The 22,597-nt window shown below is 65.4% G+C and carries 22 protein-coding genes; 10 read left to right on the forward strand and 12 right to left on the reverse strand.

Annotation, left to right across the window (positions count from 1 at the left end):
* Positions 1–12: 12 nt before the first annotated feature.
* The 6 genes from CAG33_RS13175 to CAG33_RS13205 all read right to left on the reverse strand — a co-directional run bounded on the left by CAG33_RS13175 (position 13) and on the right by CAG33_RS13205 (position 5,681).
* A complete protein-coding gene (locus tag CAG33_RS13175; RefSeq protein WP_085579377.1) occupies positions 13–792 on the reverse strand; it encodes an N-acetylmuramoyl-L-alanine amidase in 780 nt (259 codons plus the stop codon).
* A gap of 101 nt (positions 793–893) precedes the next feature.
* Positions 894–2,993, reverse strand: coding sequence for a GGDEF domain-containing protein (locus CAG33_RS13180; RefSeq protein ID WP_085630383.1), 2,100 nt, complete (start codon positions 2,991–2,993; stop codon positions 894–896).
* Positions 2,990–3,868, reverse strand: a complete 879-nt coding sequence (locus CAG33_RS13185) for an endonuclease/exonuclease/phosphatase family protein (RefSeq protein WP_085579381.1) — start codon at positions 3,866–3,868, stop codon at positions 2,990–2,992. Before CAG33_RS13185 ends, CAG33_RS13180 begins: the two co-directional genes overlap by 4 nt.
* Positions 3,869–3,882: 14 nt before the next feature.
* Positions 3,883–4,524 carry a thiol:disulfide interchange protein DsbA/DsbL gene (locus CAG33_RS13190; RefSeq protein WP_085579383.1) on the reverse strand — a complete coding sequence of 214 codons (642 nt, stop codon included), beginning with the start codon at positions 4,522–4,524 and terminating at the stop codon, positions 3,883–3,885.
* A 209-nt stretch (positions 4,525–4,733) separates the two neighbouring features.
* On the reverse strand, positions 4,734–5,345 hold the full coding sequence (locus tag CAG33_RS13200; RefSeq protein ID WP_085579387.1) for a cytochrome c: 612 nt from the start codon (positions 5,343–5,345) through the stop codon (positions 4,734–4,736).
* Positions 5,346–5,390: 45 nt separating this feature from the next.
* Positions 5,391–5,681 (reverse strand): cytochrome c5 family protein, encoded by a 291-nt coding sequence (locus CAG33_RS13205; protein WP_085579389.1) that lies wholly within the window; start codon positions 5,679–5,681, stop codon positions 5,391–5,393.
* A gap of 191 nt (positions 5,682–5,872) precedes the next feature.
* Here CAG33_RS13205 and yihA point away from each other — a divergent pair, with 191 nt between their 5' ends.
* A complete protein-coding gene (gene yihA, locus CAG33_RS13210; RefSeq protein WP_085630388.1) occupies positions 5,873–6,517 on the forward strand; it encodes a ribosome biogenesis GTP-binding protein YihA/YsxC in 645 nt (214 codons plus the stop codon).
* Positions 6,518–6,801: 284 nt separating this feature from the next.
* On the opposite strand, the gene polA is transcribed toward yihA, so the two are convergent.
* On the reverse strand, positions 6,802–9,606 hold the full coding sequence (gene polA, locus CAG33_RS13215) for a DNA polymerase I (protein WP_085630390.1): 2,805 nt from the start codon (positions 9,604–9,606) through the stop codon (positions 6,802–6,804).
* 74 nt (positions 9,607–9,680) lie between these two features.
* Here polA and CAG33_RS13220 point away from each other — a divergent pair, with 74 nt between their 5' ends.
* Both CAG33_RS13220 and CAG33_RS13225 read left to right on the forward strand, forming a co-directional pair.
* Positions 9,681–9,971, forward strand: a complete 291-nt coding sequence (locus CAG33_RS13220) for a DUF2782 domain-containing protein (RefSeq protein WP_085630392.1) — start codon at positions 9,681–9,683, stop codon at positions 9,969–9,971.
* A gap of 60 nt (positions 9,972–10,031) precedes the next feature.
* Positions 10,032–10,985, forward strand: a complete 954-nt coding sequence (locus tag CAG33_RS13225) for a homoserine kinase (RefSeq protein WP_085638808.1) — start codon at positions 10,032–10,034, stop codon at positions 10,983–10,985.
* Positions 10,986–11,097: 112 nt separating this feature from the next.
* Here the strand turns inward: CAG33_RS13225 and CAG33_RS13230 are convergent, their stop codons facing one another.
* Positions 11,098–12,027, reverse strand: coding sequence for a zinc ABC transporter substrate-binding protein (locus CAG33_RS13230; RefSeq protein WP_085579398.1), 930 nt, complete (start codon positions 12,025–12,027; stop codon positions 11,098–11,100).
* 57 nt (positions 12,028–12,084) lie between these two features.
* On the opposite strand from CAG33_RS13230, the gene CAG33_RS13235 reads away from it, so the two are divergent.
* From CAG33_RS13235 to CAG33_RS13250, 4 genes are read left to right on the forward strand one after another with little or no spacing between them, the layout of a single operon-like run.
* Positions 12,085–12,567, forward strand: coding sequence for a Fur family transcriptional regulator (locus tag CAG33_RS13235; protein WP_085579400.1), 483 nt, complete (start codon positions 12,085–12,087; stop codon positions 12,565–12,567).
* Positions 12,567–13,352: a zinc ABC transporter ATP-binding protein ZnuC gene (znuC, locus tag CAG33_RS13240; RefSeq protein WP_085638811.1), complete on the forward strand. Its 786-nt coding sequence runs from the start codon at positions 12,567–12,569 to the stop codon at positions 13,350–13,352. Before CAG33_RS13235 ends, znuC begins: the two co-directional genes overlap by 1 nt.
* Positions 13,345–14,133 (forward strand): zinc ABC transporter permease subunit ZnuB, encoded by a 789-nt coding sequence (gene znuB / locus CAG33_RS13245; RefSeq protein ID WP_085579404.1) that lies wholly within the window; start codon positions 13,345–13,347, stop codon positions 14,131–14,133. Before znuC ends, znuB begins: the two co-directional genes overlap by 8 nt.
* Before the next feature lie 37 nt (positions 14,134–14,170).
* Positions 14,171–14,884, forward strand: coding sequence for a PA5502 family lipoprotein (locus tag CAG33_RS13250; RefSeq protein ID WP_085579406.1), 714 nt, complete (start codon positions 14,171–14,173; stop codon positions 14,882–14,884).
* Positions 14,885–15,001: 117 nt separating this feature from the next.
* Here CAG33_RS13250 and katE read toward each other — a convergent pair whose 3' ends face one another.
* Complete coding sequence (gene katE, locus CAG33_RS13255) at positions 15,002–17,143, reverse strand: catalase HPII (protein ID WP_085638754.1); 2,142 nt, start codon at positions 17,141–17,143, stop codon at positions 15,002–15,004.
* 257 nt (positions 17,144–17,400) lie between these two features.
* On the opposite strand from katE, the gene CAG33_RS13260 reads away from it, so the two are divergent.
* From CAG33_RS13260 to CAG33_RS13270, 3 genes are all read left to right on the forward strand, one after another.
* The gene (locus tag CAG33_RS13260) at positions 17,401–18,408 is read left to right on the forward strand and encodes a methionine ABC transporter ATP-binding protein (RefSeq protein ID WP_085579410.1); all 1,008 of its coding nucleotides are present in this window, start codon (positions 17,401–17,403) and stop codon (positions 18,406–18,408) included.
* A complete protein-coding gene (locus CAG33_RS13265) occupies positions 18,408–19,082 on the forward strand; it encodes a methionine ABC transporter permease (RefSeq protein ID WP_085638757.1) in 675 nt (224 codons plus the stop codon). Before CAG33_RS13260 ends, CAG33_RS13265 begins: the two co-directional genes overlap by 1 nt.
* An 86-nt stretch (positions 19,083–19,168) precedes the next feature.
* Entirely contained in the window at positions 19,169–19,942 is a 774-nt protein-coding gene (locus CAG33_RS13270) for a MetQ/NlpA family ABC transporter substrate-binding protein (RefSeq protein ID WP_085638760.1), read from the forward strand.
* A 54-nt stretch (positions 19,943–19,996) separates the two neighbouring features.
* Here the strand turns inward: CAG33_RS13270 and CAG33_RS13275 are convergent, their stop codons facing one another.
* From CAG33_RS13275 to CAG33_RS13285, 3 genes are read right to left on the reverse strand one after another with little or no spacing between them, the layout of a single operon-like run.
* Positions 19,997–20,632: an SCO family protein gene (locus CAG33_RS13275; protein ID WP_085579417.1), complete on the reverse strand. Its 636-nt coding sequence runs from the start codon at positions 20,630–20,632 to the stop codon at positions 19,997–19,999.
* Positions 20,629–21,528: a heme o synthase gene (gene cyoE, locus CAG33_RS13280; RefSeq protein WP_085579419.1), complete on the reverse strand. Its 900-nt coding sequence runs from the start codon at positions 21,526–21,528 to the stop codon at positions 20,629–20,631. The genes CAG33_RS13275 and cyoE overlap by 4 nt, the downstream gene beginning before the upstream one ends.
* A complete protein-coding gene (locus tag CAG33_RS13285; protein ID WP_085638763.1) occupies positions 21,516–22,595 on the reverse strand; it encodes a heme A synthase in 1,080 nt (359 codons plus the stop codon). Before CAG33_RS13285 ends, cyoE begins: the two co-directional genes overlap by 13 nt.
* Between the last annotated feature and the right edge of the window lie 2 nt (positions 22,596–22,597).

Genomic DNA, 22,597 nt, shown 5'->3' on the forward strand with positions numbered 1-22,597 from the left:
GGGCGGGCGTCATTATTTTGTCTGGTTCAGCACCACCAGCAACGCTGCCGTTTGCGCGTCCGGCGTGCCGTCGAAGCGCGAAGGGCGGTAATGCATCTGGAACGCCGCGAGAACGTGGCGGGTCGCCACATCCAGCTCGCCGGTCTGCGGGGTGGCGTAACCCAGCCGCGCCAATTGCATCTGGAACCAGCCGATGTCCGGCAGCTGCGCATTGAACTGCGCCTGCCGCTGGGCGACCGCCTGCTCGTTCGGCCACAGGCCCAGCCCTTCGGCGGCCAGGCGCTTCCAGGGGAAGAGCGGGCCCGGATCGAGCTTGCGCAGCGGCGCGATGTCGCTGTGGCCGATGATGTGGCGCGGGCTGATGCCGTTGCGTTTGCTGATGTCCTTGAGCAGCACGATCAGCGACTGCACCTGGGCTTCGCTGTACGGATACCACACACGGCCGTTCGGGGTGTCCCGGAAGCCGGGGTTGACGATTTCGATGCCGATCGAGCTTGAGTTCAGCCAGGTGCGGCCCTGCCACTCGCTTTCGCCGGCGTGCCAGGCACGCAGGTTTTCGTCCATCAGTTTGTAGATGGTCGCCTTCTTGTCGTCGCCGATCAGGTAATGGCTGCTGACTTCGCCGTGGGTCAGCAGTTGCAGCGAGCGCTCCAGCGAGGCGGTGGTGTAGTGCACCACCACGTATTGGATGCGGCTGTCGTGGTTGGCTGAAGGGTGGCTGGTGTCGAATCGCGGGCCGCTGGCGCAACCGGCCAGCACGAGCAGCGACACGAGGAGAGCAAGGAATTTCATGGTTTAGGGCAGTACACGCAAGACAATAATGCAACAGTGTAACGTACTGCCCGGCCCGCAGACGGCCATCGGCCCGATTTAAACAAAATGGAACAATTGCCTCAGCCGATCTCCACCCGGTTGCGTCCGGCGTTTTTTGCCCGGTACAGCGCCTGATCGGCTCTTTTGAGCACCTGATCGCTGCGTTCTCCCGGTCTGAACGACGCCAACCCCATGGAAATGGTGATCGTGACCCGCTCCCCCTTGAAGTGGAACGGGCACGCCTCGATGGCCGCGCGCAAGGTCTCCAGCAACCGGGCGCCGACCGCCGGGGTGGTGGCCGGCAGCAGCAGGACAAATTCCTCGCCACCGAAGCGGGCGATGAAATCGGTGCCGCGCAGGCGTTTGCGCAGCACCGTGGCGATGATCTTCAGCACCTTGTCGCCGGCCAGGTGGCCGTAGTTGTCGTTGATCCGCTTGAAGTGGTCGAGGTCGAGCATGGCCAGGCTCAAGGTGTTGCCGTGTTGCTGCCACTGGGTCATTTCCTGCTCGAGCCGCTCGCTCCAGGCGGCGCGGTTAGGCAGGCCGGTGAGGGGATCGATCAGGGCCTTCTGGCGTTGCTCTTCGAGGTGCTCGCGGTAGCCGAGCGCTTCTTGCTCCATGTGGGCCACGCGCTCGGCCAGGCTCTTGAGGCGTGCGGCGACTTCCTGCTCGCGGGCGTCGCGCTGCTTCTGGTGCTGATCCATGGTGCCGAGCAGGCCTTCCAGGTGGTTTTCCAGCACTTGCTTGAGGTCGTCCAGGTCGGCGGCTTCCTGCACGCTGTTCTGCAGGCCGTCGACCTGCTCACGGATCTGCGTGTCCATGGCCCGGGCGGCGGAGCTGTTGTCGGCGTGCCCCTCGCTGGCGGCCTTGAGGTTGCTCTGGAACGCTTCGAGGCGTTCGTTGAGCTGTTGCAGGTACACCTCGAATTCGTGTTGGCCGCTGTCGGTGATGGCCAGCATCAACGTCGCCAGATCGTCGAGGATCGGCAACAGTTCGTACCAGTTCAAGCCGTTCTTCAACCGATCGCGCATTGCCTCGGCTTGCGGGCGATGGCGCTCGGGCAGCGTCAGGTCGTCCAGCAGGCCGATCAGGGTGTCTTCGATGTGCCGAGCCACCGAGCTGTAGGACGGCTCAGGGGAATCCGGCAGGGCGTAGAGGATGTCGTGCTCGGCCTGTTCGGGGTCGATGGCCGCCAATGCCAGGGCGATGGGCTCGGGCAGGGGCAGGCTGTCGAGGATCATCGCGGCGGTGTTTTCGCCGGGTTGGATCAGCTCGTCCGGATTGACCGCGACCGGCGCGGGCATTGGTGCAGCCGGAACCGGTTCGGGGGTGGCCGGTTCGGTGATCGCCGCAACGGGTGCCTGGGGCGTGCGCTCGGCGACCGGTGGCTGCGGCGTGAAGGCGAATACTTCCGGCTCCGGCTCCGGCTCCGGCTCCGGCAGGCTGGCCGGGCTCGGCAGCGGTGCGGGCGCCGTCGCTTCGGTGGCGAGGCTGGCCCCCGGCAGGTGGCCGGCGGGTGCGGCCTCTTCAGGCTCGGCGACTGGGCTGGGGGCGGTCTCTTGCCGCAGGTCGGCCGGTGGGGCGTGCGTCGGTTCGGTGTGCTCGGAAGCCGGAGCCGTCGGTATCGGCAGCACCGGCTCCGGCTGCTCGTCATTGTCGCGATGGCCGAACAGGCGCTGCAGCAGTCCGGGCCGGCCCGGTTCCGCCGGCGTCTCCAACTGGCTCAGGGCCTTGCCCTGCAAGCCGCTGAGTTCGCTGAGCAGCAGCGGCATTTCCCGGGCCTGTCCGACCCGGTCGTCGAGTTGCTTGGCGAACTTCTTCAGCGGCCGGGCGACGTCCCGCGGCAGCGGCAAGGCCTGCAACTGGGTGACCAGCGCATTCAGCGCGGTGCTGACCTGGTTGATCCGCGTCTCCCGGCGCTGCTCGGAGTCGAGCACGGCCTTTTCCAGGCGCGGCAGCAGGGCGGCGAGGCCGGCGTCCATGTCGTCGGTGCGCACCACATCACGCATCTCTTTCATGCACTGGTCGACCACCCGGTCGGTGCCTTCGGCCGCCAGGGTGCTGCGCACCAGGCCGCGGCGCAGCAGGTCGAGCCGGGCGTCCCAACGACGTTCGAGCTTTTCCTGCTGTTCGATGCTTTTGAGGTATTTCTCTTTCCAGCGCTGGGCTTCGTCGCTCATTCAGGGCTTCCGCGAAGGGCAGGACTCAACGCGGGCAATGCATCGGCCGTGAGCGAACCCGGCAGACGAATCTCTACCGCGACCGGCAGGTGATCGGAAATCGGTTGCGGCAGCACTTCGACCTTTTCCAGGGTCAGGGTCGGGCTGAGCAGGATATGGTCCAGGCAGCGCTGGGGGCGCCAGCTGGGGAAAGTCGCTTCAAGCTGCGGGGCCAGCAGGCCGAGGTCGCGCAGCGGAGAGTGCTGCAGCAGGTCGCTGGCGTGGGTGTTCATGTCGCCCATCAGCACCTGGTGCCTGTAGTCGCCGATCAGGTCGCGGATGTACGCCAGTTGCAGCGTGCGTGCGCGGGGGCCGAGGGCCAGGTGCATCATCACCACCACCAGCGCCTCCGGGCCTTCGCCGAAGCGCAGCAGGATGGCGCCGCGGCCCTTGGGCCCGGGCAGCGGATGGTCTTCGATCGCCCACGGCCGCAAGCGGCTGAGCACGCCGTTGCTGTGCTGGGCCAGGCGGCCGAGGTTGCGGTTGAGCTGTTGGTACCAGTAGGGGAAAGCGCCGAGCTGGGCCAGGTGCTCGACCTGATTGACGTAGCCCGAGCGCAGGCTGCCGCCGTCGGCTTCCTGCAGGGCCACCAGATCGAAATCGCCGAGCAGGCTGCCGATCTTCTGCAGGTTGCCGGAGCGCCCGTTGTGCGGCAGCAGGTGCTGCCAGCTGCGGGTCAGGTAGTGCCGGTAGCGCTCGGTGGAGATGCCGACCTGGATGTTGAAGCTGAGCAAGCGCAGACGGCTGTCTGCGGGCAGGCCCGTGGACTCCAGGTGATGCTCGTTGACCTGCGGATCGTGCAGGCCGACGAGGCGTTCGGCTCTCCAGCGGCGCATGGCGGTCGCCGCGCTTAGTTGGCGGCGGCCTTGTTGGACGCTCGCTCTTTGGCGACCAGTTGGTCAGCCAGTTTCAGGGCCTCTTCGGCACCACCGGCAGAGCCGATGTCGAAGCGGTACTTGCCGTTGACGATCATGGTCGGAACGCCGGAGATTTCATATTTCTTGGCCAGTTCACGAGCCTTGACGATCTGGCCTTTGATGGCGAAGGAGTCGAAGGTGGCGAGGAACTTGTCCTTGTCCACGCCCTGGGTGGCGAGGAAGTCGGCCATGTCGTTCTTGTCGGTCAGCTTCTTGTGTTCCTTCTGGATGGCGTTGAACACGGCGGCGTGGACGTTGTGCTCGACGCCCATGGCTTCCAGGGTCAGGAACATCTGGCCGTGGGCGTCCCACGGGCCGCCGAACATGGCCGGGATGCGCACGAAGTTGACGTCGGCCGGCAGCTTCTCGACCCATGGGTTGATCACCGGCTCGAACGCGTAGCAGTGCGGGCAGCCGTACCAGAACAGCTCCACCACTTCGATCTTGCCAGGCACGGCGACCGGCACCGGATTGCTCAGTTCGACGTAAGGGGCGGCAGGGGCCTCGGCGGCCTGGGCGGTCACGCCGAACAGGCTGGCAGCGACGAGGGCGGCGCTGATGATCAGATTACGCATGCTTTACTCCTGGGCAAATGGGTCGCCTCGCGCAGCCTGTCTGCGGACAGGTCGTGGCGGGCATGAGTCCTGTAGTGTAACGGCAGCGGCCACAAAAAAGGGCGGCCAAGGCCACCCTTTTTATACTTGCTTGAGCGGATTAATCGAGCGTTAACGTAGCGGGGGATTCCCTTGCGCGCAACGCCCGGATCACGCCGGCAAGCCTGGCCTCAGTGCAGGCCTTGAATGTAGCTGGAGACGGCGGCGATGTCCTCGTCGCTCAGCTTGCGGGCGATGGTGCGCATGGTCATGGCGTCGCCGTCGTTGGTGCGTCCGGCTTCTTCCTTGCGGAAATCGGTCAGCTGCTTGGTGATGTACTGGGCGTGCTGGCCACCCAGGTGCGGGAACCCGGCGGCCGCGTTGCCGGCGCCGTTCGGGGAGTGGCAGCCGGTGCAGGCCGGCAGGCCTTTTTCAAGGTTTCCGCCACGGAACAGCGCTTCGCCGCGGGCCACGATCTTGGGATCGGCGGCGCCGACGCTGCCTTTCTGGCTGGCGAAGTAGGCGGCGATGTCGGAAAGGTCCTGATCGCTCAGGTTGGTCAGCAGGCCGGTCATTTCCAGGACGGTGCGCTTGCCCGACTTGATGTCGTGCAGTTGCTTGGTCAGGTAGCGTTCGCCCTGGCCCGCCAGTTTCGGAAAGTTTGGCGCCATGCTGTTGCCATCCGGGCCATGGCAGGCACCGCATACGGCGGCTTTGGCCTGGCCTGCGGCGGCATCGCCTGCAGCATGGGCGAAGCCTGAGATTCCCACGGTCAACAGCAGACTCACGATCAGTTTGTTCATCAGCTAATCCAACTACGGCTAAGGGTTAAGAGTTATGGACCGGGCTTACTCGCTCATCCATAGGATGATGGCTCGGTAATCCTCGGTACTGCAGTCCATGCACAAACCACGCGGCGGCATCGCCTTGAAACCCTGGGTCACGTGTTGCACCAGCGTCTCCATGCCCTTGGCCAATCTCGGCGTCCAGGCTTCCCGATCGCCCTTGCGGGGCGCCGTAGGGAGCTGGCCGGAATGACAGGCACCACAGACACGGTTGTACACGGCTTCCGGATCCTGTGCGGCCTGAATGCTGTGAAGCGGCATCAGAAGCCCGGCAGCCAGCAGCCATTTCGTCATAAAACGACCTTTTCAGGGTTGAGAGCGTTCTGCGTTCTGTTGCGCAATCAAGGTCTGTCGCTCTCGTGAACTTCATCCTACGCTGGGACAAAGCGCACACAAAATCTGCGGCATTATATACTGGCGTCACTGAAACGGAAGCGACCTCGCTTGCCGCGCCCATTCCCGGCGCCGTCCACATCGGAAATCCCATGCAGCTCAAGAACCCCATCCTCGGCCTGTGCCAACAGTCCACCTTCATGCTCAGCGCCGCCAAAGTCGATCAATGCCCCAGCGACCAGGGCTACGAAGTGGCCTTCGCCGGCCGCTCCAACGCCGGCAAGTCCAGCGCGCTGAACACCCTGACCCACGCCAGCCTGGCGCGCACCTCGAAAACCCCGGGCCGCACGCAGCTGTTGAATTTCTTCAAGCTAGACGATGAACGCCGTCTGGTCGACCTGCCGGGCTACGGTTATGCGAAAGTGCCGATCCCGCTCAAGCAGCACTGGCAGCGCCACCTCGAGGCCTACCTGGGCGGTCGCGAGAGTCTGATGGGGGTGATCCTGCTGATGGACATCCGCCACCCGATGACCGACTTCGACCGGCTGATGCTCGACTGGGCCGTCGCCGCCGGCATGCCGATGCACATCCTGCTGACCAAGGCGGACAAGCTGACCTACGGCGCCGCCAAGAACACGCTGCTCAAGGTGCAGTCGGAGATCCGCAAGGGGTGGGGCGATACGGTCTCGATCCAGCTGTTCTCCGCGCCCAAGCGCATGGGCCTGGAAGAGGCTTACACCGTGCTGGCGGGCTGGATGGAGCTTGCGGACAAGGGCGCCGAAGCGGCGGCCGAGTAAATCGCGGGCAAAAAAAGCCCCGGACTTCATATGGGGAGGGAGAAGTTCCGGGGTTCAAGTTCCGAACCGCTAGGGCGGGGTTCAGATATCTGCCAACACTTAACACAACATAGGAGCATCGAAGGGCTTCACCAGCCATTCAGTAACTCTGAGTGGCCCTTCGCAAGATTAGTTCAGATTTTTTTCAAAAAGCTTTGGAATAATTCCAAGAGCGATCGGAACTAAGCCCGTTCCCGGGCGTTCGCCGCGACGCCATGCCGCAGCGAAGGCCCGTCCCAGAAGGCTCAGTGAGCCTCGTCCCAGTTGTTGCCGATACCCACTTCGACCAGCAGCGGAACATCCAGTTTCGCCGCGCCGCTCATGTGCGTGCGGATTTCTTCGCTGACCTGACCGACGAGATCCTCGCGGACCTCCAGCACCAGTTCGTCGTGGACCTGCAGGATCACCTTGGCATCCAGTCCCGACGCCTGCAGCCAGTTGTCCACCGCCACCATGGCCTTCTTGATGATGTCCGCCGCCGTGCCCTGCATCGGGGCGTTGATCGCCGTGCGTTCGGCGGCGGCGCGTTCCTGCGGCTTGTTGGAGTTAATCTCCGGCAGGTACAGGCGGCGGCCGAAGAAAGTCTCCACGTAGCCCTGGTCGGCCGCCTGCTTACGGGTGCGCTCCATGTATTCGCGCACGCCGGGGTAACGGGCGAAGTAGGTGTCGATGTAAGCCTTGGCGGTCTTGGTGTCGACGCCGATGTCCTTGCCCAGCTTCTGCGCGCCCATGCCGTAGATCAGCCCGAAGTTGATCGCCTTGGCGCTGCGGCGCTGATCGGAGGTCACTTCGTTGAGTTCGACCTTGAACACTTCGGCGGCGGTGGCGGTGTGCACGTCCAGGTTGTTGCGGAACGCGTTCATCAGGCCTTCGTCGCGGGACAGGTGGGCCATGATCCGCAGTTCGATCTGCGAGTAGTCCGCCGCCAGCAGCTTGTAGCCGGCCGGCGCGACGAACGCCTGGCGGATCCTGCGGCCTTCGGCGGTGCGCACCGGGATGTTCTGCAGGTTCGGGTCGCTGGAGGACAGCCGTCCGGTGGACGCCACCGCCTGATGGTAGGAGGTGTGGATGCGTCCGGTGCGCGGGTTGATCTGTTCCGGCAGGCGGTCGGTGTAGGTGCTTTTCAGCTTGCTCATGGAGCGGTACTCCATCAGCACCTTCGGCAACCGGTAGTCGTCCTCCGCGAGCCGCGCCAGCACGTCTTCGGCGGTGGAGGGCTGCCCGGTGGCGGTCTTCTTCAGCACCGGCAGGCCGAGCTTCTCGTAAAGGATCACGCCCAGCTGCTTCGGCGAGCCCAGGTTGAATTCCTCACCGGCGATCTCGAACGCTTCGCGCTCCAGAGCGACCATCTTGTCGCCCAGCTCGATGCTCTGCACGCCGAGCAGGGCGGCGTCGACGAACGCGCCCTGACGCTCGATGCGCGCCAGCACCGGCACCAGCGGGATCTCGATGTCGGTCAGCACGCTGGCCAGGCTCGGGATGGCGTTGAGCTTTTCGATCAGGGCCTGGTGCAGGCGCAGGGTCACGTCGGCGTCTTCGGCGGCGTACGGGCCGGCCTGTTCCAGGGCGATCTGGTCGAAGGTCAGTTGCTTGGCGCCCTTGCCGGCGATGTCCTGGAAGCTCACGGTGGTGTGGTCCAGGTACTTCTGCGCCAGGCTGTCCATGTCGTGGCGGGTGGCGGTGGAGTTCAGCACGTAGGATTCGAGCATCGTGTCGAAGGCGATCCCGCGCACGGTGATGCCGTTGGCCGGGTCGCCGCCGATGGCGCAGTTGGCGAGGATGTTCATGTCGAACTTGGCGTGCTGGCCGACCTTGAGCTTGTTCGGATCCTCCAAGATCGGCTTGAGCGCGCGCAGCACGGTGTCGCGGTCGAGCTGATCCGGTACGCCGATGTAGGAGTGGGTCAGCGGAACGTAGGCCGCTTCGTTGGCCTGCACGGCGAACGACAGGCCGACCAGTTGCGCCTGTTGCGCGTCGATGCCGGTGGTTTCGGTATCGAAAGCGAACAGTTCGGCGCTTTTGAGCTTTTCCAGCCAGACATCGAAACGCGCCTGGTCGAGGACGGTCTCGTAGCGGGTTGCGCCGGTCGCTTGCGGCGCTTCGGCCTCGGCGGCGCTGAACAGGTCGGCGGCCGGCTCAGGCTCGGCCGCGGCCTTGAGTTCGACGCGCTTGGCGTCGCGCTCCAGGTCGTTGATCCAGCCCTTGAACTCCATCAGCGTGTAAAGCTCAAGGAGCTTGGCCGGATCCTCGGCGCCCATGTGCAGGTCGTCGAGAGTGATGTCCAGCGGCACGTCGACCTTGATGGTCGCCAACTGATAGGAGAGGAACGCCATCTCCTTGTGCTCTTCGAGCTTGGCCGGCAGGGTCTTGGCGCCGCGGATCGGCAGGGTCGGCACGATGTCGAGCTGCGCGTAGAGTTCGGTCAGGCCGCCGTTGACGCCCACCAGCAGGCCTGAAGCGGTTTTCGGACCGATGCCGGGCACACCGGGGATGTTGTCGGAGGAGTCGCCCATCAGGGCCAGATAATCGATGATCTGCTCCGGTGCGACACCGAACTTCTCCTTAACGCCCTCCACGTCCATCGAACTGCCGGACATGGTGTTGACCAAGGTAATGTGCCCGTCGACCAGTTGCGCCATGTCCTTGTCGCCGGTGGAGATGATCACCGGCCGGTCGGCGGCCGCGCTGCTGCGGGCCAGGGTGCCGATCACATCGTCGGCCTCGACGCCTTCGACGCACAGCAGCGGGAAGCCGAGGGCGATCACGCTCTGGTGCAGCGGCTCGATCTGCACGCGCATGTCATCGGGCATGCTCGGCCGGTTGGCCTTGTATTCGGCGTACATTTCGTCGCGGAACGTCCCGCCCTTGGCGTCGAAGACGACGGCGAACGGGCTGTCCGGGTATTGCTTGCGCAGGCTCTTGAGCATGTTCAGCACGCCTTTGACCGCGCCGGTCGGCATGCCTTTGGAGGTGGTCAGCGGCGGCAGCGCATGAAAGGCGCGGTAAAGGTAGGACGAACCGTCCACCAGGACGAGGGGGGCTTGGCTCATGTGCAGGATCAACCTTTTCGGCGGGTCCGGCGCTAGAATAGCGGGACCGTTGACGACAAAGGGACAAGGTTATCATGCGTACGTTAAATCGCTTGCTGCTGGTCAGTCTGATCGCTGTCTCACCGCTGGCCGCGATCGCGGCGGATGATGCGCCGTCGGCGGATCCGGAGGTCACCATTCGCACGGAGGGCGACAGGACGATCCAGGAGTACCGCCAGAACGGGTTCCTGTATGCGATCAAAGTCACCGTGAAGGGCGCGCCGCCGTACTTTCTGGTGCGTGCCGACGGTACCGACGCGAACTTCATCCGTTCGGACCAGCCGGATATGCTGATTCCGTCATGGAAGATCTTTGAATGGAAGTAGTTCCTTAATTTCACCCGGCGCCGGCCCGACCCCGGCGCCAGAACTGAGCAGTTTTTGACCATGTCTGTGTTCACCCCCCTGGCTCGGCCCGAGCTGGAAACCTTTCTCGCCCCTTACGGGCTCGGCCGTCTGCTCGATTTCCAGGGGATCGCCGCCGGCAGCGAAAACACCAATTTCTTCATCAGCCTGGAACAGGGCGAGTTCGTCCTGACCCTGGTCGAGCGCGGCCCGGTGCAGGAGATGCCGTTCTTCATCGACCTGCTCGACGTGCTGCATAAGGCCGACCTGCCGGTGCCGTACGCCTTGCGCACCACCGACGGCGAGGCCCTGCGCGAGCTCAAGGGCAAGCCGGCGCTGCTGCAGCCGCGCCTGGCCGGCAAGCACATCAAGCAGGCCAACGCCCAGCACTGCGCGCAGGTCGGCGCGCTGCAGGCCCATCTGCACCTGGCGACCCAGGGCGCCAACATGATCAAGCGCAAGACCGACCGCGGCCTGGACTGGATGCTGGAGGAGGGGACGCAGTTCCTGTCGCATCTGGGCGACGAGCCGCGGGCGCTGCTGCAAAAGGCGCTGGACGAAATCACCGTGCAGAAAGAGAAGATCCTCGCGTTGCCGCGGGCGAACATCCACGCCGACCTGTTCCGCGACAACGCCATGTTCGAAGGCACGCACCTGACCGGGCTGATCGACTTCTACAACGCCTGCTCGGGGCCAATGCTCTACGACGTGGCCATCGCCTTGAACGACTGGTGCTCCGACGACGCCGGGCAGATCGACGGCCAGCGGGCGCGGGCGTTTCTGGGGGCCTACGCGGCGCTGCGTCCGTTCACGGCGGCGGAAGCCGAACTGTGGCCGGTGATGCTGCGGGTGGCGTGCGTGCGGTTCTGGCTGTCGCGTTTGATCGCGGCGGAGTCGTTCGCCGGGCAGGACGTGCTGATCCACGATCCGAAGGAATTCGAGCAGCGCCTGGCGCAGCGCCAGGCCGTCAGCGTCCAGTTGCCGTTCGCGCTCTGACCGGGTGGCGGGCGAACGTGCTCGCATCGGGTGCCATGCCCCTTCAAGGTTCCGGGCAGTCGACGGAACCTTGAGCGCTAAACGGAAGCAAGATCCCTCGCCACAGGATCGCTTACAGCGACTCCAGGCAACCCGCCAGGTCGTTGCCCAGCTTTTCCAGCACTTGCTCGTAACCCTGGGCGGTCGCCGGGGTGTAGCCGCCGAGCGCATCCAGTTCCGCCAGTTTCACCGGCAGCCCGGCCACCAGGGTTTCCGCCAGGCGTGGGCGCAGCGGCGGTTCGCTGAACACGCAGGTCTTGCCGACTTCCTGCAGTCGCGCCCGCATCGCCGCCACGTGCTGTGCGCCCGGCTGCACCTCCGCCGCGACGCTGAACACGCCGGCGTGCTTGAGGCCGTAGGCGTCTTCGAAGTAGTCGAAGGCTTCGTGGAACACGAAGTAGGGTTTGCCTTCGATGCCGGCCAGACGTTTCTTCAGGCGCGCGTCCAGCGCATCGAGGCGCCCGTCGAACGCCTTGGCGTTGCTTTGGTAGCGCTGGGCGTTGGCCGGGTCGGCGGCGCTCAGGTCGGCGGCCATCTTGTCGGCGATCACCCGTGCGTTCACCGGAGACAGCCACAAATGCGCGTCCAGGGTACCCGGACGGTGGTCGTGGTCATGCTCGTCGGCCTCTTCGGCGTGCGAGTGGCTGTCCTCGGCGAAGCGGCGCAGCTTCAGGCCAGGCAGATCCTGCACGGCGACGCTCGGCAGCGTGCGGCCGTTCAGCACCCGGGGCAGGAAACCTTCCATGTCCGGGCCGATCCAGTACAGCAGATCCACCGACTGCACCTTGCGCACGTCTGACGGGCGCAGGGCGTAGTGGTGCGGCGAGGCGCCGGGCGGCAGCAGCACTTCGGGAATCGCCACGCCGTCCTGCACGGCGGCGGCGATCAGTTGCAGCGGCTTGATGCTGGTGAGCACCTTGACCTCGGCCTGGGCCGTGCCGATCAGCAGGAAACCGGTGACGAATGCGACAAAAACAGAAAAAAGTCGGGACACGATGACCACTCAAGGAGGCGAGAACGGGTAACATAATAACGTCTCTAGCCAAACTCGTCGCCGCTCATGCCCATTACACCGATTGCCAGCCGCCCCCACGACCACTCTCATTGCGTGCACAGCGCTTTGTCCGAGGCCGACGCCCTGTGCGCACGCAAGGGCCTGCGCCTGACCGCGCTGCGTCGGCGGGTGCTGGAACTGGTCTGGCAGAGCCACAAGCCGCTGGGCGCCTACGACATCCTCGCGGTGCTGAGCGAGCAGGACGGCCGTCGCGCCGCGCCGCCGACCGTGTACCGGGCGCTGGATTTCCTGCTGGAGAACGGCCTGGTGCACCGCATCTCCTCGCTCAACGCCTTCATCGGCTGCGTCCACCCGGAGCACGCGCATCAGGGCCAGTTCCTGATCTGCCGCCAATGCCACGCCGCCATCGAGCTTGAGCAGAAGGCCATCAGCGACGCGATCATCCACAGCGCCAAGGATGTCGGCTTCGTCGTCGAGGCCCAGACCGTGGAAGTGGTCGGCCTCTGCTCCGGCTGCCGGGGGGCTTGATGAGCGACACGCTGATCCGTCTCGAGCAGGTCGCGGTCCGGTTCGCCGGGCAAAGCGTGCTGGACAACATTCACCTGAGCGTCGAGCCGGGGCAGATCGTCACCCTGATCGGCCCCAACGGCGCGGGCAAGACCACCCTGGTGCGCGCCGTGCTCGGGTTGCTCAAGCCGGACAGCGGCCGCGTCTGGCGCAAGCCGAGGCTGCGGGTCGGCTACATGCCGCAGAAGCTCCATGTCGATCCGACCTTGCCGCTGTCGGTGCTGCGCTTTCTGCGCCTGGTGCCGGGCGTCGACCGCACGCGGGCCTTGGCGGCGCTCAAGGAAGTCGGCGCCGAGCACGTCATCGACAGCCCGGTGCAGAGCGTTTCCGGCGGTGAGATGCAGCGCGTGCTGCTGGCCCGGGCCCTGCTGCGCGAGCCCGAGCTGCTGGTGCTCGACGAGCCGGTGCAGGGCGTCGACGTGGCCGGCCAGGCCGAGCTGTACAGCCTGATCACGCGGCTGCGCGACCGCCACGGCTGCGGCGTGCTGATGGTCTCCCATGACCTGCACCTGGTGATGAGCACCACCGACCAGGTGGTCTGCCTCAACCGCCACGTCTGCTGTTCCGGGCATCCGGAGCAGGTCAGCGGCGACCCGGCCTTCGTCGAGCTGTTCGGCAACAACGCGCCGAGCCTGGCGATCTATCACCACCATCACGACCACGCCCACGACCTGCACGGTTCGGTGGTCAAGGCGGCCCCGGCGGGCCAACCCCATGTTCACGGAGATGGCTGCAAGCATGGCTGATTTTCTGTTCTACGCCCTGCTTGCAGGTCTGGCGCTGGCGGTGGTCGCAGGGCCGTTGGGCTCGTTCGTGGTCTGGCGGCGCATGGCCTACTTCGGCGACACCCTGTCCCACGCCGCCCTGTTGGGCGTGGCCCTGGGCTTTCTGCTGGATGTCAGTCCGACCGTGGCGGTCACTGTCGGCTGCCTGCTGCTGGCGGTGGTGCTGGTGACGCTGCAGCAGCGCCAGCCGCTGGCCTCCGACACGCTGCTGGGAATTCTCGCGCCGAGCACGCTCTCCCTTGGCCTGGTGGTACTAAGCTTCATGCATGAAGTGCGGATCGACCTGATGGCCTATCTGTTCGGCGACCTGCTGGCGATCAGCCCCACCGACCTGGCCTGGATCCTCGGCGGCAGCGCGGCGGTGCTGGCGTTGCTGGTGACGCTGTGGCGGCCGTTGCTGGCGATCACCGTGCACGAAGAGCTGGCCAAGGTCGAAGGCCTGCCGGTGGCCGGGCTGCGCATGGCGCTGATGCTGCTGATCGCGGTGGTGATCGCGGTGGCGATGAAGATCGTCGGCGTGCTGTTGATCACCTCGCTGCTGATCATCCCGGCGGCTGCGGCACAGCGTCACGCCCGCTCCCCGGAGCAGATGGCGCTGGGTGCGAGCCTGTTGGGCATGCTGGCCGTGTGCGGCGGGCTGGCGCTGTCCTGGTTCAAGGACACCCCGGCCGGCCCTTCGATCGTTGTGACGGCGGCCGCACTGTTTCTGCTCAGTTTTGTCCTGCCCCGTCGAGGGGTGTAGACTTGCTCGCTTTTTGCGCAATTAGAGAGTCGCAGGAATGAAGCCGTTCGCCTCCCGTTATCTGCTCCTTGTCGCATTTTCCGTGCTGCTGGGCGCTTGCCAAAGCACGCCGCCGGTGGCCGAAGCCCCCGACGCGCGGGCCACGGCCATCGCACAACTGGAGCAAAGCCTGGCCAGCAGCGAACTGGCCACCGCCGAAGACCAATTGGCGGCCTTGCAGGCGGAAACCCCCAACGACCAGTCCCTTGAGCAGTACCAGAGGCAACTGGCCGAAGCCTACCTGCGCCGCAGCCAGATCGTGCTGCAGAAGGGCGACGTGAACGCCGCCGCCATGGCCCTGAGCCGTGCCCGGGCCCTGATGCCCAAGGCCCCGGCGCTGACCGGCGGCGTCAACGGCGCCATCACCGAAGCCCGCAAGGCCGAGCTGGAAAAGGCTGAAGCGGCGCTGCAGGCGGCGGAGTCCAAGCCCAAGGCGCGGGTGATCGACCCGACAGCGGAAAGCACCACGGTGGCGCTGAACATCACCGATAGCCGCAAATTGCGTCGGCAACTGGATGCGATCGCCGCCGATGTGGTGAATTACGACTGCGCAGTGACCCTGCAGGCCCCGCGCACCGCCGACTACCCGTGGCTGGCGACCTTGCTGACCAAGCGCGTGAAGAAGCTGGATCCGGGCTTCGACCTGCAGATCCGCAAGCAGACCGTGCGCACCGTACCTGCGCAGATGGTCTTGAGCCCGCGCAAGCCTTAAGCGCCAAGTCCGGAGTCCATCGCCAGCAGGCTGGCCTCCCACAGGGATCTGCGGCGTTCCGAATCCTGTGGGAGCCAGCCTGCTGGCGATGGCGTCCTCATGGGCACCGGGGATCCCTTATGCAGGAACCGCCTTCGCCTTGGCTTCCCGTTCCCAGACCCGGTGCTGCCCGATCGCGGCAAAGAACGCCTGGGTCAGCGCCCCGGCGTCTTTGCCCGTCACCAGTCCCGCGTCCTTTTCCAGCTTCAGCATGTCCAGCAATTGTTCGGCCTCGCCCTGCAAGGCGATTGCCTTCAGGTGCTTGTACGCCTCCAGCAGGTAGTGCAACGCCACCCCGTCACCGCCCAAGGCCTTGACCGACGCCGCACCGCCCGGCACGAACACCGCGTCGAAGGCCACCGACGGCATGCCTTCCATCGACGCGTCCACCGCCAGGGTCTTGCCGTTGGCGGCCTTGAGCGGCGCCGAGGTCGGGCCGAGCAGCTTCCCGTGGGCGCCTTCGGCCTTGAGTGCTTTCTTCATGGCGTCGATGGCTGCACCATCGACGCCGTTCGCGGCCAGAATCGCCACTTTTCGGGTTTTTATGTTTTCCGGCAGCAAGTTGGCCTGACTCAGCGCGGGCGAGCGCTCCAGCGAGGTCTTGCGCACCGCCACCGTGCCTTTGGCCGGCGCCGGCAGGCCCAGGTTTTCCGCGACGCGCCTGGCCAGCTCCAGGTCGATGTTGGCGAGGATGTCGTTGACCTCCCGCGCCCGGATGGTCTCGCGCTCCACCTTGCCCAGTTCGAAGCTGTAGGCCGCGATGATGTGTTCCTGCTCGTGGGGGCTCATGCTGTTGAAGAACAGCCGGGCCTGGGAGAAGTGATCGCCGAAGGATTCGCTGCGCTGGCGGATCTTGTTTGCGTCGATGCGCTCCGGATAACTCTCGAAACCGCCGTCCTGCGCGGCGGGCGGGGTTTCCTTCGGCCAGCCGCCGTCGATCGAATTCGGCTCGTAAGAGGCGCGGCCTTTGTCGATGGTCGAACGGTGCTGGGCGTCGCGTTGGCCGTTGTGGAACGGCGCCAGCGGACGGTTGATCGGCAGCTCGTGAAAGTTCGGCCCGCCGAGTCGGCTGATCTGCGTATCGGTGTAGGAAAACAGACGCCCCTGCAGCAGCGGATCGTTGGAGAAGTCAATCCCCGGCACGATGTGGCCGGGGCAGAACGCGACCTGCTCGGTCTCGGCGAAGAAGTTGTCCGGGTTGCGGTTGAGGGTCATCTTGCCCAGCGGCGTGATCGGCACGATCTCCTCGGGAATCAGTTTGGTGGGGTCGAGCAGGTCGAACTCGAAGTCGTGCTCGTGCTGTTCCTCGATGACCTGCACCCCTAGTTCCCACTCCGGGTAGTCCCCGGTCTCGATGGTTTCCCAGAGGTCGCGGCGATGGTGGTCGGTGTCCTTGCCGGCGAGCTTCTGGGCCTCGTCCCACACCAGCGAGCAGGTGCCGGCGGTGGGGCGCCAGTGGAACTTGACGAAGCGCGAGGTGCCCTCGGCGTTGACCAGCCGGAAGGTGTGCACGCCGAAGCCCTGCATGCTGCGCAGGCTTTTCGGGATCGCCCGGTCGGACATGGCCCAGATCACCATGTGCGCCGACTCGGGCACCAGCGAAACGAAATCCCAGAAGGTGTCGTGGGCCGAGCCGCCGGTGGGGATTTCGTTGTGCGGCTCGGGTTTCACCGCGTGGACGAAATCGGGGAACTTCACCGCGTCCTGAATGAAGAAGACCGGCATGTTGTTGCCCACCAGGTCGAAGTTGCCTTCCTCGGTGAAGAACTTCACGGCGAAGCCGCGCACGTCGCGCACCGTGTCGCCGGAGCCGCGCGGCCCCTGCACGGTGGAAAAACGGACGAACACCGGTGTTTTCTTTGCCGGATCCTGCAGGAAACCGGCCTTGGTCAGCGCCGAATGGTTCCCGTAGCTCTGGAAAAAGCCGTGGGCGCCGGCGCCGCGGGCGTGAACGATGCGTTCGGGGATGCGCTCATGGTCGAAGTGCGTGATCTTCTCACGCATGATGAAGTCTTCCAGCAGCGACGGCCCGCGGTCGCCGGCCTTGAGGGTGTTCTGGTTGTCGGCGACCTTGACGCCCTGGTTGGTGCGCAGGGCCTGGCCGGTGGCGTCGGAGCGGAACGGCTCCAGACGGTCGAGCTTGGCGTTGGTGTTGGCGCGGTCGGGGGTGTCCGTTCCGGCCAGTCGGCTCTTCTCGGCAGCGGGTTTTTTGGTGCTCATCAGGCTTGAACTCCTCGTTTGGGTCGGGGCCCGTCAGGTTTTCCGGCGCGGTGCCGATAGCCATGGGGCATTTCCAGGGGTTATTCGAGTGACTGACCGAGACGCCGGACCGTTCCTTTTTTATGACCTTTGATCGCGTTATTGCCAAAAGAAAGGTTGTTTGCGAAATAAATGCTAAGAACCTCTATACGGACAGGCTAAAATGCGCGCCCGGCTAACCGCTGACCCTTTTCAACGCGCCCCACAAGGTTCGCTACGTGATCGAGTTTCAAAACGTCCATAAGACTTACCGCGTCGCCGGTAAGGACATCACTGCGCTGCACCCGACCCGTCTGTCGATTGAGAACGGTCAGGTGTTCGGCCTGATTGGCCATTCCGGCGCGGGCAAAAGCACCCTGCTGCGTCTGATCAATCGCCTGGAGGACGCCAGCGGCGGCAAGATCATCGTCGACGGCGAAGAGATCACCGCGCTGGACGCCAACGGCCTGCGCCGTTTCCGGCAGCAGGTGGGGATGATCTTCCAGCACTTCAACCTGCTGGCGTCCAAGACCGTGGCCGACAACGTCGCGTTGCCGCTGACCCTGGCCGGCGAACTGTCGCGCAGCGAGATCGACCGCCGCGTGGCCGAACTGCTGGCCCGGGTCGGTCTGTCCGACCATGCCAAGAAGTACCCGGCGCAACTGTCCGGCGGCCAGAAGCAGCGCGTCGGCATCGCCCGCGCCCTGGCGACCAAGCCGAAGATCCTGTTGTGCGACGAGGCCACCAGCGCCCTCGATCCGCAGACCACCGCCTCGGTGCTGCAACTGCTGGCCGAGATCAACCGCGAGCTGAAACTGACCATCGTCCTGATCACCCACGAGATGGACGTGATCCGCCGCGTCTGCGACCAGGTGGCGGTGATGGACGCCGGCACGATCGTCGAGCAAGGCCCGGTGGCGGACGTGTTCCTGCATCCGAAGCACCCGACGACCAAGCGTTTCGTCCAGGAAGACGAGCAGATCGACGAAAACGAACAACGCGATGACTTCGCCCACGTGCCGGGCCGCATCGTGCGCCTGACGTTCCAGGGCGACGCGACCTACGCGCCGCTGCTGGGCACCGTCGCCCGGGAGACCGGGGTGGACTACAGCATCCTGGCCGGCCGCATCGACCGCATCAAAGACGTTCCCTACGGGCAATTGACCCTCGCCGTCACCGGCGGCGACATGGACGCGGCGTTCGCCCGCTTCACCGCCGCCGACGTTCACATGGAGGTGCTCCGCTGATGGAACTGCTCAAGTCCCTGTTCGAAAACATCGACTGGCTGGAAATCTGGCTGGCCACCGGCGACACCCTGATGATGCTCGGCGGCTCGCTGCTGTTCACCGTCCTGCTGGGTCTGCCGCTGGGCGTGCTGCTGTTCCTGTGCAGCCCGCGCCAGCTGCTGGAGAATCGCGGCGTCTACGCGATCATGTCGCTGGTGGTGAACATCCTGCGTTCGCTGCCGTTCATCATCCTGCTGATCGTGATGATCCCGTTCACCGTGCTGATCACCGGCACGTCGCTGGGCGTGGCCGGTGCGATTCCGCCTTTGGTGGTGGGCGCGACGCCGTTCTTCGCGCGGCTGGTGGAAACCGCCCTGCGCGAGGTGGATCGCGGCATCATCGAAGCCACCCAGTCGATGGGCGCGACCACCCGGCAGATCATCGTCAACGCGCTGCTGCCGGAGGCCCGTCCGGGCATCTTCGCGGCGATTACGGTGACAGCGATTACACTGGTGTCCTACACGGCGATGGCCGGTGTGGTCGGCGCCGGCGGCCTGGGCGACCTGGCGATCCGTTTCGGCTACCAGCGCTTCCAGACCGACGTGATGGTCGTGACCGTGGTGCTGCTGTTGATCCTGGTGCAAGTGCTGCAAATGGCGGGCGACCGGCTGGTCGTCCACTTCTCGCGCAAATAATCGATCCTGTCACAGAAAAACATGAGCCGGCCTTCCCCGGCAGGCGTCAAGGCGCCGCCGGCGGATACCCACAAGGAGTTAGCTGAATGAAAAGACTGTTCGTTGCCCTCGCTGCCGCCGCCGCTTTCTCGGCCCACGCCGCCGAAACCCTGACCGTGGCCGCGACCCCGGTGCCCCACGCCGAGATCCTCGAGTTCGTGAAACCGGCGCTGGCCAAGGAAGGCGTGGACCTGAAGGTGAAGGTGTTCACCGACTACATTCAGCCGAACGTGCAGGTGGCCGAGAAGCGCCTGGACGCCAACTTCTTCCAGCACCAGCCGTACCTCGATGAGTTCAACAAGGCCAAGGGCACCAGCCTGGTGGCCGTGGCCGGCGTGCACCTGGAACCCCTGGGCGCCTACTCCAGCAAGTTCAAGAAGCTCGACGAGCTGCCGAGCGGCGCCAACGTGGTGATCCCGAACGACGCCACCAACGGCGGCCGTGCGCTGCTGCTGCTGGACAAGGCCGGCGTGATCAAGCTCAAGGACTCGAAGAACATCCTGTCCACCGTCAAGGACATCGCCGAGAACCCGAAAGGCCTGAAGATCCGTGAACTGGAAGCCGCGACCATCCCGCGCGTGCTGACCCAGGTCGACCTGGCGCTGATCAACACCAACTACGCGCTGGAAGCCAAGCTCGATCCGTCCAAGGACGCGCTGGTGATCGAAGGCAACGACTCGCCGTACGTGAACATCCTGGTGTCCCGCGGGGACAACAAGGACAGCGACGCGATGAAGAAACTGGCGGCCGCTTTGCACAGCCCGGAGGTGAAGCAATTCATCACCGAGAAGTACAAGGGTGCGGTGCTGCCGGCGTTCTGATCGCTGCGGCAATGAAAAAGGGACGCCTCGGGCGTCCCTTTTTTTGTGCCTGCTTCACGGCCGGTTGAGCATCACCGGCAACTGCGCCACCAGCTTGGCGTTGTTCAGCGGCGCGCGGATGAAGCCGCGCTGGGTGCCGTCCGGGCCGATCACCGCGAGGTTGCCGCTGTGGTCGACGGTGTAGTTCGGCTTGCTGGTGTCAGCCGGGATGAACGGGATGCTCACCGCGTTGGCGACCTTCTGCAGTTCCTCCACCGACTTGGGCGTCAGGCCGATGAACTGCGGATCGAAATAGCCCAGGTACTGCTTGAGCTGTTTCGGGTTGTCGCGGTTGGGGTCGACGCTGACCAGGACGATCTGCAGCTTGTCGACCGCGTCCTTGGGCAGTTCGCTCTTGATCTGGCGCAGTTGGGCGAGGGTGGTCGGGCAGATGTCCGGGCAGAAGGTGTAGCCGAAGAACAGCAGGCTCCATTTGCCCTTGAGCTCGTTGACCGTGACGGCCTTGCCGTCCTGGTCGGTCATGGTCACGTCCGGCAGGCTGCGGCTCTGCGGCAGCAGGATGATGCCGGCGTCGATCAGCGCGGTGGGGTCGCCCTGGCCCTTGCCGCTCAGCACCTTGTTGACGGTCAGGCCGAGGATCAGCGCGATCACGGCGACGAGGATGAAGACGGTTTTCTGGGTTCGAGTCATAGGTTCAACAATAGGTAGTGGTCTACGAGCAGGGCGATGAACAGCAGGAACAAGTAATAAATAGAGTACTTGAAGGTGTTGATCGCCGCGTGCGGCCGAGTGCCACGGTACAGCACAACGGCCCATTGCAGAAACCGGGCGCCCAGCCCCAGCGCGCAGATCAGGTACAGCAGCCCGCTCATGTGGATCACGTAAGGCAGGAGGCTGACCGCCAGCAGGGCGAAGGTGTACAGCAGGATGTGCACCTTGGTGTAGTGCTCGCCGTGGGTGACCGGCAGCATCGGGATGTCGGCCTTGGCGTATTCCTCCTTGCGGTGGATGGCCAGGGCCCAGAAGTGCGGCGGCGTCCAGGCGAAGATGATCAGCACCAGCAGCAGAGGTTCGGCGCTGACGTGGCCGGTGGCGGCGGTCCAGCCCAGCAGCGGCGGGGCGGCGCCGGCGAGGCCGCCGATGACGATGTTCTGCGGGGTCGCCCGTTTCAGGAAACCGGTGTAGACCACCGCGTAGCCGAGCAGCGAGGCCAGGGTCAGCCAGGCGGTCAGGGCATTGGTGAAGGCCAGCAGCAGGGCCTGGCCGGCCAGCGCCAGCGCCAGGGCGAACGTCAGTGCCGCCAGTGGCGCCACCCGGCCTTCAGCCAGCGGCCGCTTGTGGGTGCGGGCCATCACCGCGTCGATGCGCCGGTCCACCACATGGTTGACCGCCGCCGCGCCGCCGGCGCACAGCGCGATGCCCAGGTTGCCGAACACCAGCACGGTCCACGGCACGCCGGCCCGGGTCGCCAGGAACATGCCCACCAGCGAGGTGATGAGCATCAGCACCACCACCTTCGGTTTGGTCAGCTCCAGGTAGTCGCGCCACAGCGCTTGGGCAGGGCGTTCGCCGATCAGAATCGCCATGGCGTCTCTCCTTTGAGGGTGACCGGCGCGGCAGGGTGCCTGCGCGGGTTCAGGCGCCAGCCGGCCGGCATCGGCCGCTTGATCCGCACCAGGGCGGTGCGCGCGTGATAGTTGACCAGCACCATCGTCAGCAGCAGCGCGGCGCCGCCGGCGTTGTGCGCCACGGCCACCGGCAGCGGCAGATGGAACAGCACGTTGCTGACGCCCAGGGTGATCTGCGCGGCGAGGGCGGCCAGCACCAGCCCGGCGAGGCGGGTCATGCCCACCGCCTTCAGTTGCCAGGCCAGCCCCAGCAGCACCAGGGTCACCAGCAGGGCACCGATGCGGTGGGTCAGGTGGATGGCGGTGCGGGCGTCGCTGTCCAGTTGCCCGCCCAGGTAGTTGGGGCCGATGTGCTGGGTCAGGTGGAAGCCGTTGGCGAAGTCCGCCGGCGGCAGCCATTGGCCGTGGCAGGTGGGGAAGTCGATGCAGGCCACCGCCGCGTAGTTGGAGCTGACCCAGCCGCCGAGGGCGATCTGGCCGATCACCAGCACCAGGCCTGCGGTCGCCCAATATTGCAGGCGACGCGGCACGCTCAGGGCCGGCAGCACGCCGGACAGCCGCAACGTCAGCAGGAACAACAGGCTCAAGGTCGCGAAGCCGCCCAGCAGGTGCCCGGTGACCACTTGCGGCCACAGTTTCAGCGTTACCGTCCACATGCCGAACGCCGCCTGGGCGAACACCACCGCCAGCAGGAACAGCGGCAGCTTCAGCGGTTGCCCCGGGTGCCGGCGATCGACCCACGCCCGCCCGGCCAATACAGCGATGAGCATGCCCAGGGTGCCGGCGAAATAGCGGTGGATCATCTCGTTCCAGCCCTTGTGCGCCTCCACCGGCGAGTCCGGGAAGTGCAGCTCGGCATGGGCCAGCTGGGCTTCGCTCTTGGGCACGCTGATGAAGCCGTAGCAGCCCGGCCAGTCGGGGCAGCCGAGGCCGGCGTGGGTCAGGCGGGTGTAGGCGCCGAGCAGCACCACGATCAGCGCCAGCAGGGTGGCGAACAGCGCAAGGCGAAATCCGGGTTTGGCCATGA

The organism is Pseudomonas sp. B3(2017) (assembly GCF_002113595.1).
GTDB classification, from domain to species: domain Bacteria; phylum Pseudomonadota; class Gammaproteobacteria; order Pseudomonadales; family Pseudomonadaceae; genus Aquipseudomonas; species Aquipseudomonas ekonensis.

What these genes read in the sequence shown, in the direction of transcription:
- CAG33_RS13180 (WP_085630383.1), bottom strand. Translation starts at nt 2,993, where the DNA reads ATGAGCGACGAAGCCCAGCGCTGGAAAGAGAAATACCTCAAAAGCATC.
- CAG33_RS13225 (WP_085638808.1), top strand. Translation starts at nt 10,032, where the DNA reads ATGTCTGTGTTCACCCCCCTGGCTCGGCCCGAGCTGGAAACCTTTCTC.
- katE (WP_085638754.1), bottom strand. Translation starts at nt 17,143, where the DNA reads ATGAGCACCAAAAAACCCGCTGCCGAGAAGAGCCGACTGGCCGGAACG.
- CAG33_RS13220 (WP_085630392.1), top strand. Translation starts at nt 9,681, where the DNA reads ATGCGTACGTTAAATCGCTTGCTGCTGGTCAGTCTGATCGCTGTCTCA.
- CAG33_RS13250 (WP_085579406.1), top strand. Translation starts at nt 14,171, where the DNA reads ATGAAGCCGTTCGCCTCCCGTTATCTGCTCCTTGTCGCATTTTCCGTG.
- yihA (WP_085630388.1), top strand. Translation starts at nt 5,873, where the DNA reads ATGCAGCTCAAGAACCCCATCCTCGGCCTGTGCCAACAGTCCACCTTC.
- CAG33_RS13285 (WP_085638763.1), bottom strand. Translation starts at nt 22,595, where the DNA reads ATGGCCAAACCCGGATTTCGCCTTGCGCTGTTCGCCACCCTGCTGGCG.
- polA (WP_085630390.1), bottom strand. Translation starts at nt 9,606, where the DNA reads ATGAGCCAAGCCCCCCTCGTCCTGGTGGACGGTTCGTCCTACCTTTAC.
- CAG33_RS13185 (WP_085579381.1), bottom strand. Translation starts at nt 3,868, where the DNA reads ATGCGCCGCTGGAGAGCCGAACGCCTCGTCGGCCTGCACGATCCGCAG.
- CAG33_RS13205 (WP_085579389.1), bottom strand. Translation starts at nt 5,681, where the DNA reads ATGACGAAATGGCTGCTGGCTGCCGGGCTTCTGATGCCGCTTCACAGC.
- CAG33_RS13270 (WP_085638760.1), top strand. Translation starts at nt 19,169, where the DNA reads ATGAAAAGACTGTTCGTTGCCCTCGCTGCCGCCGCCGCTTTCTCGGCC.
- CAG33_RS13175 (WP_085579377.1), bottom strand. Translation starts at nt 792, where the DNA reads ATGAAATTCCTTGCTCTCCTCGTGTCGCTGCTCGTGCTGGCCGGTTGC.
- CAG33_RS13235 (WP_085579400.1), top strand. Translation starts at nt 12,085, where the DNA reads ATGCCCATTACACCGATTGCCAGCCGCCCCCACGACCACTCTCATTGC.
- CAG33_RS13275 (WP_085579417.1), bottom strand. Translation starts at nt 20,632, where the DNA reads ATGACTCGAACCCAGAAAACCGTCTTCATCCTCGTCGCCGTGATCGCG.
- CAG33_RS13190 (WP_085579383.1), bottom strand. Translation starts at nt 4,524, where the DNA reads ATGCGTAATCTGATCATCAGCGCCGCCCTCGTCGCTGCCAGCCTGTTC.
- znuC (WP_085638811.1), top strand. Translation starts at nt 12,567, where the DNA reads ATGAGCGACACGCTGATCCGTCTCGAGCAGGTCGCGGTCCGGTTCGCC.
- znuB (WP_085579404.1), top strand. Translation starts at nt 13,345, where the DNA reads ATGGCTGATTTTCTGTTCTACGCCCTGCTTGCAGGTCTGGCGCTGGCG.
- CAG33_RS13200 (WP_085579387.1), bottom strand. Translation starts at nt 5,345, where the DNA reads ATGAACAAACTGATCGTGAGTCTGCTGTTGACCGTGGGAATCTCAGGC.
- CAG33_RS13265 (WP_085638757.1), top strand. Translation starts at nt 18,408, where the DNA reads ATGGAACTGCTCAAGTCCCTGTTCGAAAACATCGACTGGCTGGAAATC.
- cyoE (WP_085579419.1), bottom strand. Translation starts at nt 21,528, where the DNA reads ATGGCGATTCTGATCGGCGAACGCCCTGCCCAAGCGCTGTGGCGCGAC.